A 13,736-nucleotide genomic window follows, 5' to 3' on the forward strand; every position below is an offset into this window, starting at 1 on the left:
CAGCGTGGACCGCCCGTCCGGCCGGTACAGCACTGTGGGCGGTGACGCCCTCCCCCGGTCCGGACGAGCGGTCGGGGCTCACTGCGCCGCGACCAGTCCGAGCACGTCCGCGATCGACTTGGTGTCGACCGGCACGCTCGTCGGGGTGACCTCGCTGCCGTCCTCGGTGCGCAGAGCCCACTGCGGGTCCTTCAGGCCGTGGCCGGTGACGGTGATGACGACCTTCGCGCCCTTCGGCACGATGCCGGCATCGGCGCGCTCGAGCAGCCCGGCGACACCGATGGCCGAAGCGGGCTCGACGAAGACGCCGACCTCGGCCGACAGGATGTGGTGCGCGGCGAGGATCGCCTCGTCCGAGATCGCGCCGAAGTAGCCGTCGGTCTCGTCGCGGGCCTCGAGGGCGAACTGCCACGAGGCCGGGTTGCCGATGCGGATCGCGGAGGCGATGGTGTCGGGGTTCTTGACGACCTCGCCACGGACGATCGGTGCGGAACCGGCGGCCTGGAACCCGAACATGCGCGGGAGCTTCGTCGTGCGACCGGCGGCCACGTCCTCGCGGTAGCCACGGGAGTACGCGGTGTAGTTGCCCGCGTTGCCGACCGGCAGGAAGTGGAAGTCCGGGGCGTCGCCGAGGACGTCGACGACCTCGAACGCAGCGGTCTTCTGGCCCTCGATGCGGTCGTTGTTGACCGAGTTGACGAGGTGCACCGGGTAGTTCGCCGCCAGGTCGCGGGCGATGTCGAGGCAGTCGTCGAAGTTGCCCTGGACCTGCAGCAGCTGGGCGTCGTGCGCGACGGCCTGGCTGAGCTTGCCCATGGCGATCTTGCCCTCGGGCACGAGCACCGCGGCGGTGATGCCGGCGTGCGTGGCGTACGCGGCGGCCGAGGCGCTGGTGTTGCCGGTCGAGGCGCAGATGACGGCCTTCGCGCCGTGCTCGACGGCCTTCGAGATCGCCATCGTCATGCCGCGGTCCTTGAAGGACCCGGTCGGGTTCATGCCCTCGAACTTGACGTAGACCTCGGCGCCGGTGCGCTCGGAGAGCCGACGAGCCGGGATGAGGGGCGTGCCGCCCTCACCGAGCGTGACGATCGGCGTCGCCTCGGTCACGTCGAGTCGGTCGGCGTACTCGCGCAGGACTCCCTGCCACTGGTGGGCCATCAGGCTTCTCTCTCTGTCCGGTGGGTCGGTCTGGTGGTGGTCATGGGTCGGCCTGGAGGCGCGTGGTGCGTCAGGCGCCGACGAAGCGCAGGACGCTGGTCACGTCCAGGACCACGTCTTCGCCGCGGAGCGTGCGGACGGTGTCCGCCAGGTCGGCTTCGCGCGCCAGGTGCGTGCCGATGACGAGCGCCGCCGTCCCCTCGGAGGCACCCGTGGTGGTCTGCTCGACGGTCTCGACGCTCACGCCGTGCTTCGCCAGCACGCCGGCGACCGTCGACAGCACGCCGGGGGCGTCCGTGACGTGCAGGGTGATCTGGTAGCGCGTGCGGACGGTGCCGATCGGGAAGACGGGCAGGTCCGACTGGGTCGACTCCGCGACGCCCGGGCCGCCGATGACGTGCCGACGTGCGGCGGACACCAGGTCGCCGAGGACGGCGGACGCGGTCTCGACGCCACCGGCACCGGCGCCGTAGAACATGAGGTCGCCGGCGGCCTCGGCCTCGACGAACACGGCGTTCTTCGCGCCGTGCACGCTCGCCAGGGGGTGCGACTCCGGCACGAGGGCCGGGTAGACGCGGGCGCTGACGCCCTCGCGGCCGTCCTCGTCGGTCAGTCGCTCGGCGGTCGCCAGGATCTTCACGACGTAGCCGGCCTTGCGCGCGGCGCGGACCTGCTCGATGGTGACCGAGGTGATGCCCTCGCGGTGCACGGCAGCGAGCGGCACCGAGGTGTGGAACGCCAGCGAGGCCAGGATTGCGGCCTTCTGCGCGGCGTCGTAGCCCTCGATGTCGGCGGTCGGGTCGGCCTCGGCGTACCCGAGCTCGGTCGCGGTCGCCAGGGCGTCCTCGAACGTCGCGCCCTCGCGGTCCATCAGGTCGAGGATGAAGTTCGTGGTGCCGTTGACGATGCCCATGATCCGCTCGATGCGGTCACCCGCGAGCGAGTCGTGCAGCGGTCGGATGATCGGGATCGCTCCGGCGACGGCGGCCTCGTAGTACAGCTGCGCGCCGACCTGCTCGGCCACCGCGAAGAGCTCCGGACCGTGGGTCGCGAGGAGCGCCTTGTTGCCGGTCACGACGTCCGCGCCGGACTGCAGCGCCTGCAGCACGAGCGTGCGCGCGGGCTCGATGCCACCGATCAGCTCGACGACGATGTCGGCACCGAGGATGAGCGACTCGGCGTCGGTCGTGTAGAGGTCCTTCGGCAGGTCGACGTCGCGCGCGGCGTCGACGTCGCGCACGGCGATCCCGACGAGTTCGAGGCCGGCACCGGCGCGCGAGGCGAGTTCGTCGGCGTGCTCGAGCAGGAGCCGCGCGACCTGGGACCCGACCGAGCCGGCCCCGAGCAGCGCGACGCGGACGTTGCGGTATTCGATCATCTGGAGTTGGTTCCTGTTCGTCGGGTCAGCGACCGGTGCCTGCGTGGGGCACGGGGCGGACCCCGGTGTCGCGGGCGAGGAGGTCGTCGATCGACTCGCCCCGCACGAGGATACGGGTTGTGCCGTCCGCCACGGCGACGACCGGCGGGCGGCCCACGTGGTTGTAGTTGCTCGACAGCGCCCAGCAGTACGCCCCGGTGGCTGCGACGGCGAGCAGGTCCCCCCGCTGGACGTCACCCGGCAGGTACTCGTCGTTGACCACGATGTCCCCGCTCTCGCAGTGCTTCCCGACGACGCGGGTGAGGACGGCCGGCGCCTCGGACGTCCGGGCGAGGCGAGCGGTGTAGTCGGCGCCGTACAGGGCAGGACGGGCGTTGTCGCTCATGCCGCCGTCGACGGACACGTAGGTGCGGGTGGCGTGGCCGGTGTCCGCGTCGCCGGTCTCGAGGGTGACGGGCTTGATCGTGCCGACACGGTAGAGCGTGATGCCCGCCGGCCCGACGATGTAGCGACCGGGCTCGACCGCGACCTCGGGCACCGGGATGTCCCGCTCGGCGCAGGCCTCGGCGATGATCGCGGCGAGGGCGTCGGCGACGTCCTCGGGAGCGAAGGCGGAGTCAGCCTCGGTGTAGTCGATGCCCCAGCCGCCGCCGAGGTTCAGCTCGGGCACCGGGCCCGTCTCGACGAGGGTGGCGTGCACGTCCATCAGGCGTCGAGCGGCTTCGCGGAACCCGGACTCGTCGAAGATCTGCGACCCGATGTGCGAGTGCAGCCCGACGAACACGAGCGACGACTCGGCGCGCACCGCCTCGGCCGCGGCGACGGCCTCGGTGAGCGGGACGCCGAACTTCTGGTCCTCGCGCGCGGTGGCGAGGTACTCGTGGGTCGAGGCGTGCACACCGCTGTTGATGCGGATCCGGACGCGCTGCACGACCCCGGCGTCGGCAGCGGCACGGGCGACGCGCTGGACCTCCTCGTGGCTGTCGAGCACGATCGTGCCCACGCCGACCTCGACCGCGCGGGCGATCTCGGCGTCGGACTTGTCGTTGCCGTGGAAGCCGAGCATCGCCGGGTCGATGCCCGCGGCCAGGGCGACCGCGAGCTCCCCGCCGGTGCAGACGTCCACGCGCAGGTCGGCCTCGGCCATCCACGCCACGACCTGGGTCGTCAGGAACGCCTTGCCGGCGTAGTAGACGTGCGCCCGGGTGCCGATGCCCTCGAACGCCTCGGTGAACGCGTTGCGCACGCGGACCGCACGGGACTGCACGTCACGCTCGTCGACGACGTACAGCGGGGTGCCGTACTGCCGGACGAGGTCCGTCGCGGTGACACCGCCGACCGCCAGGTCGCCGTCGTCGGTCCGCGTCGCGGACGCGGGCCAGATCCGGTCCACCAGCTCGGAGGCGTCCGTCGGGAACCGCAGTCGCGGCGGTGCAAGGGGGTTCTCGCTCACGGGACCCGATCCTACCGACGCGGGGCGGGCCTCCCGTCCGTGTGACGCAGCCACGGGATCAGCCGCAGCTGCCGACCGTCTGCAGGCCCTGCTCGTTGAGCGGCAGCGCGTCCGCGGTGACGCGGACCGTCGCGTCGGCCTTCGAGACGTCGAGCGAGCGCACGCGGAGCGCCTCGGGCAGGAACTGCGCCGTGCAGACCTGCACCGGCACGTTCGTGACGCCGGGGATCGAGTCCACCTTGAGGCCGAGGTCGGAGTTCGTGATCCGCACGCTCTTCGGGGTGATCGTGATGCCGCGGCCGTCGTCCTGCGCGACCACGTCGCCCTTCGCCGCGTAGGTGATGTCGTAGCCGAGCACCGCCGTGGAACCGGACAGCTCGACACCGCCGTCCACCAGGGTCAGCCGGTCGAACAGCGGGCTGTACTTCGACAGGTCCTTCACGCTCGACGACGCCAACGTGACGGTGCCCTCGACGTCGTGCACGTCGCCCTTGCCGTCCACGGGGACGTCCTTCGCGGTGACGTCGGCGGCGAGCGGGATGCCGTCGACGGTGAGCTTCTCGGACGTGATCTCGACCTGGTCGAGGGTGCCGCCGATCAGCTGCGGGATGACGATGCCGTCGGCGTGCGCCTCGACCTGGCCCGTCGTGCCGTCGGGCAGCGACTGCTCGACCTGCTGGGCGATGATGCGGTCGACGACCCCGCGGAGCACGAACTCGGCGATCACGACGAGGGCGGCGAGCACGACGACGACCACGAGCAGGACGACGGGCCAGCGGCGGCGCTTGCGGGGGCGTTCGGTGGCGGCGGACATGCGTCCCACCCTGCCAGGTGGTCCCGTCAGCCTGCCTGGAGGCGCGGTGCGCGGGGGGCGGGCCCGCTCGATCGCGCCCCGCCACGGTCATCGCGCCCCCGCACACCGGGGCGCGATGACCGTCAGGGGGCGCGTCACGACAACGGCTCGGCCGTCTGCTCGTGACGCCGCTCCGCTACATGCGGGACGGAGCGCTCACGCCGAGCAGGCCGAGGCCGTTGCGGACGACCTGGCCGGTGGCGTCGTTCAGCCACAGGCGCGTGCGGTGCAGGTCGGTGACCGGCTCGTCGCCGAGCGGGGTCACGCGGCAGGCGTCGTACCAGCGGTGGTACAGGCCCGCGAGCTGCTCGATGTACCGGGCGATGCGGTGCGGCTCGCGGAGCTCCGCGGCGTGGCGCACCACGCGCGGGTACTCGGCGAGGGCACCGAGCAGCGCGCCCTCGGAGTCGTGCGTCAACAGCGAGGCGTCGAACGCGGACCGGTCGACCCCCGCGGCCTCGGCGTTGCGGGCCACCGACTGGGTGCGCGCGTGGGCGTACTGCACGTAGAAGACCGGGTTGTCGTTCGTCCGCTTCGTGAGCAGGTCGAGGTCGATGTCGATCGCGGTGTCGCTGGCGAACCGGACGAGCGAGTAGCGGCCGGCGTCGACGCCCACGGCGTCGACGAGGTCCTCCATCGTGACGATGGTGCCGTTGCGCTTCGACATGCGCATCGGCTCGCCGTCCTTGAGCAGGTTGACCATCTGCCCGATCAGGATCTCGAGGTTCGTGCCCGGCTCGTCCCCGAACGCGGCGCACATCGCCATCATCCGGCCGACGTAGCCGTGGTGGTCCGCACCGAGCATGATCAGGTTGCGCTCGAAGCCGCGCTCGCGCTTGTCGAGGTAGTACGCCAGGTCGCCGGCGATGTACGCGGGCTCGCCGTCGGACTTGATGACCACGCGGTCGCGGTCGTCGCCGAAGTCGGTCGTGCGGAGCCACTCGGCACCCTCGGCCTCGTACATCACGCCCGCCGAACGCAGCCGGGCGATGGCGCGCTCGACGGCCTTCGACTCGTGCAGGGCGTTCTCGTGGAAGTAGACGTCGAAGTCCACGCCGAAGTCGTGCAGCGACGACTTGATGTCCGCGAACATGAAGTCGACGCCCTCGCGCCGGAAGAGTTCCTGCGCCTCGTCGCGCGGCAGGTCCTTCACGTCGACCGAGGAGTCGAGCGTCGCGATGACGCGGGCCGCGATCTCGGCGATGTACGCACCGCCGTAGCCGTCCTCCGGCGTGGGCTCACCGAGCGCCGACGCGACGAGCGAGCGGGCGAAGCGGTCGATCTGCGCGCCGTGGTCGTTGAAGTAGTACTCGCGGGCGACGAGGCCGCCCTGCGCCTGGAACACGCGAGCCAGGCTGTCGCCGACCGCCGCCCAGCGCACGCCGCCCATGTGGATCGGGCCGGTCGGGTTCGCCGACACGAACTCCAGGTTGATCCGGACGCCGTCGTACAGGTCGCCGTGCCCGAAGGCGTCGCCGCCCTCGACGATCGTGCGGGCGATCTCACCGGCCGCTGCGGCCTCGAGCGTGATGTTGATGAACCCCGGGCCGGCGACGTCGACCGAGGCCACGCCGTCGAGCTCGGTCAGCTCGCCGGCGATCTCCGTCGCGAGCTCGCGCGGGTTCGTGCCGATGCGCTTCGCGAGCTGCATGGCGGCGTTCGAGGCCCAGTCGCCGTGCGCACGGTTCTTCGGACGCTCGAGCACCACGTGGGAGTCCCCGATCGTCACGGTCTCGGACGCGCCTCGTCGCTCGACGATCCCGGTCAGGATCGACAGGTACGCGGCGGAGAGTTCGGCAGGAGTCACGGCGGACGAGTCTACCGGGACACCCAGGTGCACGCCGGACGATGGGCCATCATGTCGGGATGACCACCCGAAGCCGTGCCCGGGCGTGCTCCGTCGCCGTCGTCACCGCCGCAGCAGCACTCGCGTTGTCGGCCTGCTCGGGCGGCGGGGACAGCGACCCGACGCCCAGCCCGACCCCGGTCGGCAAGACGGTGTCGCAGACCTGCGCCGAGCTCTTGCCGACCGAGGCCCTGTCCGTGTACGGGACGACCTTCGCGCTCGACGACTCCTTCACGCCGGCCAAGGGCTCCCCCGCCGCCACGATCGCGAAGCAGCGGGGCCGCGTCTGCCAGTTCGTCGCCACCGACGACGACACCGAGACGATCACCCTGGCCGTCGCGGACCTGCCTGAGAAGTCGCTCACGAACCTGAAGGACGCGCTGTACGACCGGGGCGGCTCGGTCCCCACCTACCGCGTCGAGGGCTACTTCGCCCTGAACGACGACATCGGCCGCGCAGACGCCTTCGCCGACCCGTACTGGATCACCACGCAGTCGACGCTGTTCACGGAGCCCGGCGGCGCACAGCCCGTCGTCGACGCAGTGCGCGCCGCGCTGCAGCCGTCGGCGTCGGAGACGCCCGCGGGCTGACGCGCCCGCGCCGGCACGGTGCCGGGTCCGCCGCCCGGTGCGAGGTTGCACGCTTGGTGCGCGCTTGCAGCGCCGCACGGAGCGCGCAACCTTGCACGGGCCCGCGACGCACGCACGGTGCGGACGGGAGGCCCGTGGCGGGCCCGCACCGTGCCTCCCGTCCGACGGCCACCACGCACAGTGCCGGGTCCGCCGCCTGGTGCGAGGTTGCACGCTTGGTGCGCGCTTGCAGCGCCGCACGGAGCGCGCAACGCCCCACGGGCCCGCGACGCGCGCACGGTGCGGACGGGAGGTCCGTGGCGGCCCCGCACCGCGCCTCCCGTCCGACGGCCACCACGCACAGTGCCGGGCCCGCCACCCGGTGCGAGGTTGCACGCTTGGTGCGCGCTTGCAGCGCCGCACGGAGGGCGCAACCTCGCAAGGGCCCGAGACGCGCGCACGGTGCGGACGGGAGGCCCGTGGCGGAACCGCACCGTGCCTCCCGTCCGCCCTGCAGTCGCGTCTCGTGCACGACACGCGCTGTCCAGGAGCCCGCGCCGGACCTGCTACGGTTATTCCACCCCTTGGCCCCCATAGCTCAGGGGATAGAGCACTGCCCTCCGGAGGCAGGGGCGGAGGTTCGAATCCTCCTGGGGGCACTGTGACATTCCCGCGCAAGCAGTTGTCTTCGCTGCGCTCAGTCAGCTGCGCGCGACATCGCCTGCGGCGACCTTCCCCCGTTGAGACTCTCCGGGATGGGTTGCGCATGTCGTGGCGGATGTTGACGTTCGCGCGGATGATGAGCAGGAATGGTCTGGTCGGGGGAAGCGACTCGACAGTTTCTGCTCACGAAGCGCCCGCGCGCACCGCGCTACCCCGTGTTTCCCCGCGCGTCACGCGCACCCCCTAGGATCACGGGCTGGTCGTCCTGCACGCGACCGGGAAGAGGGAACCGATGACCACCGGCACCGGGAACGCGCAGCTCGAACTCGCCCGCGGCGGGCACGCCCCCGCACCACGGACCCTGTTCGACGTCCTCGCGGCGACGGCGGCCACCCACCCGACCGCCACCGCGCTCGAGGACCCCGCCGGCACCGTCGACTACGCCGCCCTGCTCGACCTGGTGCGCGCTCAGGCCGACGACCTCGCCCGCCGCGGAGTCCGACGGGGTGACCGGGTCGGGGTGCGGATCCCCTCCGGCGGGCGTGACCTGTACCTGTCGATCCTCGCGGTCCTCGCCGCCGGAGCCGCCTACGTGCCCGTCGACGCCGACGACCCCGAGGAACGCGCGACCCTCGTGTTCGGCGAGGCCGGCGTCGTCGGCGTCATCGGGGCCAGCGGCGTCCTGCGCGACCGCGACGGCGGCGAGCTGCCCGTGACGGACCCCACGGCGAGCGCCGCACTCCCCCACGAGGACGACGACGCGTGGATCATCTTCACCTCGGGGTCGACCGGGGTGCCGAAGGGCGTGGCGGTCACCCACCGCAGTGCTGCGGCGTTCGTGGACGCCGAGGCGCGGATGTTCCTGCAGGCGGCGCCGATCGGTCCCGGTGACCGGGTGCTGGCGGGGCTGAGTGTGGCGTTCGATGCGTCGTGCGAGGAGATGTGGCTGGCGTGGGGGCACGGTGCCGCGTTGGTGCCGGCGCCGCGGTCGCTGGTGCGGACGGGGGTGGACCTCGGGCCGTGGTTGATCGCGCACACGATCACGGTGGTGTCGACGGTGCCGACGCTGGCCGCGCTGTGGCCGGACGACGCGTTGGAGCAGGTGCGGCTGGTCATCTTCGGTGGTGAGGCGTGCCCGCCGGAACTGGCCGCCCGGATCGCGAGTCGCGACCGTGAGGTGTGGAACACGTACGGTCCGACGGAGGCGACGGTGGTGGCGTGCGGGTCGCTGCTCGACGGCGGGCAGCCGATCCGGATCGGGCTGCCGCTGGACGGGTGGGACCTGGCGGTCGTGGACGGTGCCGGGCAGCGGGTGGAGCCGGGCGGGGTCGGTGAGCTCGTGATCGGCGGTGTCGGGTTGGGGCGGTACCTGGACCCGGCGAAGGACGCGGAGAAGTACGCGCCGTTCCCGGAGCTCGGGTGGGAGCGCGCGTACCGGAGTGGTGACCTGGTGCGGTACGACCCCGAGGGGCTCGTGTTCCAGGGGCGTGCGGACGACCAGGTGAAGCTCGGTGGTCGACGCATCGAGCTCGGGGAGATCGACGCGGCGCTGCAGGCGCTCGACGACGTGGCCGGTGGTGTGGCCGTGGTGCAGCGGACCCCGGCGGGCAACCAGGTGCTGGTGGGGTACGTGGCGCCGGTGGCGGGTGCCACGGTGGACGTCGCGGCTGCGAACGCCCGGTTGCGGCGGGAGCTGCCCGCTGCGCTCGTCCCGCTCGTCGCCGTGGTGGACTCGTTGCCGACGCGGACGTCGGGCAAGGTCGACCGTGCCGCGCTGCCGTGGCCGTTGCCCGGGGCGACGGACGCAGCGATGCTGCCGGACACGGTGGCGTGGATCGCGGAGCGTTGGGCGGCGATCCTCGGGGTGCCGGTGTCGAGCGTCGACGACGACTTCTTCGCGCACGGTGGCGGGTCGCTGACGGCGGCGCAGCTGGTGTCGGCGATCCGCGAGCGGTTCCCGACGACCACCGTCGCCGACGTCTACGACCACCCGCGCATCGGGGCGTTGGCGGCCGCGTTGGACGAGTCCGGTCCGGTGGCGGCCGCATCGCGCGACGTGACGCCGGTCCCGCCGACGACGGGCCTCGCGATGACGCTGCTGGGTTTGCCGGTGCAGGTGCTGCGTGGGTTGCGGGTCCTGACGTGGACGGCGCTGGTCGCGGCGGTGCTGCACGCGACGACGCTGCCGTTCCTGCCGGTGCTCCCCTGGCCGGCGCTCGTCGTCGCGCTGCTGGTGTTCGTGACGCCGATCGGCAAGATGGCGCTCACGGTCGTGCTGGCTCGGCTGCTGCTCGTCGGGGTCCGGCCGGGCGACCACCCCCGGGGTGGCTCGGTGCACCTGCGGGTCTGGCTGGCGGAGCGGATCGCCGAGGCGGTCGACGGTCCCTCGGCCGCCGGGGCGCCGTGGATCAGCTACTACGCCCGTGCGCTCGGGGCGCGGATCGGCACGGACGTCGACCTGCACACGCTCCCGCCGGTCACCGGGATGCTCACGATCGGCAAGCGTGCGTCGATCGAGCCCGAGGTGGACCTCGCGGGGCACTGGGTGGACGGTGACGTGTTCCGGCTCGGCCGGGTCCGTGTCGACGACGACGCCGTCGTGCACAGCCGCACCACGCTGCTGCCCGGTGCGCACGTGGGCGCGGGCGCCGAGGTCGAGGCCGGCTCGGCCGTCGCCGGCCGGGTGCCCGCCGGTCAGCGCTGGGCGGGTTCGCCCGCCGAACGCGTCGGGTCGGCCAGGCACGGCCGGGAGGCCCGTCCCCCGTCGCGTCGACGCTGGCTACTGGCGTACGGGGCCGGCTCCGTGGCCGTGGCCGGGTTGCCGGTGATCGGTGTCGCGGTCGGGCTGCTGGTCGCCGTCGCCCTGGTCGGGCGCGCGTCGACGCTCGGCGACGCGGTGCTGCGCGCCCTCGCGACCGTGCCGCTCGCGACCGTCGTCGCCGGGGCCGTGTACGCGCTGCTCGTGGTGGGGTCGGTGCGGTTGCTCGGCATCGGGCTGCACGAGGGGCGTCACCCCGTGCGTTCGCGGATCGGCTGGCAGGCGTGGTCGACGGAGCGGGTGCTCGACGCTGCGCGGACGCTGCTGTTCCCGCTGTACGCCTCGCTCGTGACGCCCGTGTGGTTGCGGCTGCTCGGGGCGAAGGTCGGCCGGAACACGGAGATCTCCACGGTCCTGCTCATCCCCGCGCTGACGCAGATCGCGTCCGGCGCCTTCCTGGCCGACGACACCATGGTCGCCACGTACGAGCTCGGTGGTGGCCGGGTGCGGATCGGCCGGTCGAAGGTCGGGCGGCGGGCGTTCCTCGGCAACAGCGGGATGACGGGCGCCGGACGCTCGGTCCCGCGCGAGGCGCTGGTGGCGGTGCTGTCCGCCGTGCCGAAGAAGGCCAAGCGCGGGTCGTCGTGGCTCGGCTCACCCCCGGTGCGGCTGCGCCGTGCGGCGACGCAGTTCGACGAGGAGCGCACCTTCCGTCCGCCCGTCCGACTCAAGGTCGCCCGCGGCTGCTGGGAGCTGCTGCGGCTCGTCGCCCCGATGGTGTCCGCCGCGATCGCCCTCGGGGTGGCGGGCACCCTGCTCGCCCTGTGGTCGGCGGTCGGCGTCGGGTGGACGGTGCTGCTCGCCGGACCGGTGCTCATCGTCGCCGGGGCCGTCGCCGCGGTGGTGTCGACGATCGCGAAGTGGGCGTTCGTCGGCCGGATCACCGCCCGGGAGCACCCGCTGTGGTCGTCGTTCGTGTGGCGCAACGAGGTGCAGGACACCTTCGTCGAGACGGTCGCCCGACCCTGGTTCGCCGAGCAGGCCACCGGCACCCCGGCCCTGGCGGCGTGGCTGCGGAGCCTCGGCGCGACGATCGGCCGCGGCACCTGGCTCGAGACCTACTGGCTGCCCGAGGCCGACCTCGTCACGATCGGGGCCGGCGCCTCGGTGGCGCGCGGGACCGTCGTGCAGACCCACCTGTTCCACGACCGGGTGATGCAGCTCGACACCGTGCGCCTCGACGCCGGCGCGACGCTCGGCCCGCACAGCGTCGTCCTGCCCGCCGCCGGCATCGGCACGGGCGCCACGGTGGGGCCCGCCTCGCTCGTGATGCGCGGCGAGCAGGTGCCCACCGGGTCCCGCTGGTCCGGCAACCCCATCGCTCCGTGGACAGCCGAACCAGCCACCGTGGCGGACTGACCGGCGCCATGGGGTTGACTGGGACCGTGCCGAACACCCCCGCTGCCGACCCGTACACCCCGCACAGCGGCGACCGACGCTGGAGCGCCGAGCACTACGACCTCCGCCTCGACTACCGCGTGGCCACGAACCGCCTCGACGGCACGGCGACGATCACCGCCCGAGCCCACGAACCCCTCGACCGGATCGTCATCGACCTGCACGGCCTGAGCGTCGAGCGCGCCGACGTCGACGGCACCCGCGCGAAGAAGGTGTCGAAGGCGGTGCACAAGGTCACCGTGACCCCGGCGTCGCCGATCGCTGCCGACACCACGTTCACCGTGCACCTGCGGTACCGCGGCAACCCGCGCCCCGTCCGCAGCGCCTGGGGCCAGGTCGGGTGGGAGGAACTCACCGACGGCGTCATCGTCGCGGCCCAGCCGACGGGGGCGCCCTCGTGGTTCCCCTGCAACGACCGACCGGACGACAAGGCGACCTACCGGTTCGAGATCGCCGCCGAGGCCGCGTACGACGTCCTGGCGAACGGTGAACTGCTCGGCAAGGAACGCGACCGCATCGGCACCAGGTGGACCTACGCCACCACCGAGCCGATGGCGACGTACCTGGCGACGGTGCAGATCGGGCGGTACCGCACGACGAGGCTCCGCGGTGCCGTCGTCCCCGTGACCCTGCACCACCCCGCCGACCTGGCGGCCGCCGCGAAGACCGACTTCGGGCAGGCGCCGGAGATGCTCGCGCTGTTCTCGGACCGCTTCGGCCCGTACCCGTTCGCGGCGTACGGCGTCGTGGTCACCGACGACGAGCTCGAGATCCCCCTCGAGGCCCACGGGCTGGCGGTGTTCGGCCGGAACCACGTCGACGGCGAGCACGGCACCGACCGGCTCATCGCGCACGAGCTCGCACACCAGTGGTTCGGCAACTCGGTGACGGTCACCCGCTGGCAGGACATCTGGCTGCACGAGGGGTTCGCCTGCTACGCCGAGTGGTTGTGGTCCGAGCACCACGGCGGCGACACCGCCGACACGCTCGCGGCGCAGTACCGGCAGGGACTCCTCGACCAGCCCGAGGACCTCGTCGTCGGTGACCCCGGCGCGAAGGACATGTTCGACGACCGGGTCTACAAGCGCGGGGCCCTCGCACTGCACGCCGTCCGCCGCACGTTCGGCGACGACGCGTTCACCGCCGGGCTCCGCAGCATCACCGAACGGCACCGGCACGGTTCGGTGACGGTGCCCGACGTGCTCAGTGCGTTCGCCGGCGCCGCCGGCCGTTCCGTCGCGGACGTCCGGGCGGTGACCGGGCCCTGGATCGACGAGGCGTCGGTACCGGCGCTGCCCGCGCCGCGCGTCGACTAGCCAGCCAGCTCGCCGTCGGCCGGGTCGCAGCTGACCTCGGACCACACCGCGTCGAGCGACAGTCCGACCACGCCGGCGACGGACGCGATGGTCGAGAACGCCGGCGTCGCGATCCGCCCGGTCTCGATCTTGCGGAGCGTCTCGGGCGAGATCCCGGCGGCGAGGGCGGTGTCGACGATCGACCGTGAGCCACGTGCGCGGCGGAGCAGGGCACCGAGACGGCGGCCGCGCGCGACCTCGTCGGGGCGGAGCGGGAGACGGACCATCCCCACATAGTAATACCG

9 protein-coding genes and 1 tRNA gene are annotated in these 13,736 nt (G+C 72.8%); 4 read left to right on the forward strand and 6 right to left on the reverse strand.

From position 1 onward, the window contains the following. Positions 1 to 78: 78 nt before the first annotated feature. The 5 genes from thrC to argS form a co-directional block, all read right to left on the reverse strand. Positions 79 to 1,158 carry a threonine synthase gene (thrC, locus tag ITJ69_RS09005; protein ID WP_111083860.1) on the reverse strand — a complete coding sequence of 360 codons (1,080 nt, stop codon included), beginning with the start codon at positions 1,156 to 1,158 and terminating at the stop codon, positions 79 to 81. Between the two features lie 70 nt (positions 1,159 to 1,228). After that, positions 1,229 to 2,536, reverse strand: a complete 1,308-nt coding sequence (locus tag ITJ69_RS09010; protein WP_123339754.1) for a homoserine dehydrogenase — start codon at positions 2,534 to 2,536, stop codon at positions 1,229 to 1,231. Positions 2,537 to 2,561: 25 nt separating this feature from the next. After that, positions 2,562 to 3,989, reverse strand: a complete 1,428-nt coding sequence (gene lysA / locus ITJ69_RS09015; protein ID WP_194672572.1) for a diaminopimelate decarboxylase — start codon at positions 3,987 to 3,989, stop codon at positions 2,562 to 2,564. Positions 3,990 to 4,047: 58 nt separating this feature from the next. Continuing rightward, positions 4,048 to 4,803, reverse strand: coding sequence for an LmeA family phospholipid-binding protein (locus ITJ69_RS09020; protein WP_194672573.1), 756 nt, complete (start codon positions 4,801 to 4,803; stop codon positions 4,048 to 4,050). A 175-nt stretch (positions 4,804 to 4,978) separates the two neighbouring features. Then, entirely contained in the window at positions 4,979 to 6,649 is a 1,671-nt protein-coding gene (argS, locus tag ITJ69_RS09025; RefSeq protein ID WP_194672574.1) for an arginine--tRNA ligase, read from the reverse strand. A gap of 59 nt (positions 6,650 to 6,708) precedes the next feature. Between argS and ITJ69_RS09030 the strand changes: the two genes are divergently transcribed. From ITJ69_RS09030 to ITJ69_RS09045, 4 genes are all read left to right on the forward strand, one after another. Beyond that, complete coding sequence (locus ITJ69_RS09030) at positions 6,709 to 7,278, forward strand: hypothetical protein (protein ID WP_159571096.1); 570 nt, start codon at positions 6,709 to 6,711, stop codon at positions 7,276 to 7,278. 566 nt (positions 7,279 to 7,844) lie between these two features. After that, positions 7,845 to 7,916, forward strand: a tRNA-Arg gene (locus ITJ69_RS09035). A gap of 296 nt (positions 7,917 to 8,212) precedes the next feature. Next, a complete protein-coding gene (locus ITJ69_RS09040) occupies positions 8,213 to 12,097 on the forward strand; it encodes a Pls/PosA family non-ribosomal peptide synthetase (RefSeq protein WP_194672575.1) in 3,885 nt (1,294 codons plus the stop codon). Positions 12,098 to 12,123: 26 nt separating this feature from the next. Next, a complete protein-coding gene (locus ITJ69_RS09045) occupies positions 12,124 to 13,452 on the forward strand; it encodes a M1 family metallopeptidase (RefSeq protein WP_323743073.1) in 1,329 nt (442 codons plus the stop codon). Here the strand turns inward: ITJ69_RS09045 and ITJ69_RS09050 are convergent. Continuing rightward, entirely contained in the window at positions 13,449 to 13,718 is a 270-nt protein-coding gene (locus ITJ69_RS09050; protein ID WP_194672576.1) for a helix-turn-helix domain-containing protein, read from the reverse strand. The genes ITJ69_RS09045 and ITJ69_RS09050 overlap by 4 nt on opposite strands. Positions 13,719 to 13,736: the final 18 nt, after the last annotated feature.

Origin of the sequence: Curtobacterium sp. VKM Ac-2887 (assembly GCF_015350935.1) — a bacterium.
Taxonomy (GTDB): Bacteria; Actinomycetota; Actinomycetes; order Actinomycetales; family Microbacteriaceae; genus Curtobacterium.

Coding starts and splice junctions, on each gene's coding strand:
- ITJ69_RS09040 (WP_194672575.1), top strand. CDS start 8,213: ATGACCACCGGCACCGGGAACGCGCAGCTCGAACTCGCCCGCGGCGGG.
- ITJ69_RS09020 (WP_194672573.1), bottom strand. CDS start 4,803: ATGTCCGCCGCCACCGAACGCCCCCGCAAGCGCCGCCGCTGGCCCGTC.
- thrC (WP_111083860.1), bottom strand. CDS start 1,158: ATGGCCCACCAGTGGCAGGGAGTCCTGCGCGAGTACGCCGACCGACTC.
- ITJ69_RS09010 (WP_123339754.1), bottom strand. CDS start 2,536: ATGATCGAATACCGCAACGTCCGCGTCGCGCTGCTCGGGGCCGGCTCG.
- ITJ69_RS09050 (WP_194672576.1), bottom strand. CDS start 13,718: ATGGTCCGTCTCCCGCTCCGCCCCGACGAGGTCGCGCGCGGCCGCCGT.
- ITJ69_RS09030 (WP_159571096.1), top strand. CDS start 6,709: ATGACCACCCGAAGCCGTGCCCGGGCGTGCTCCGTCGCCGTCGTCACC.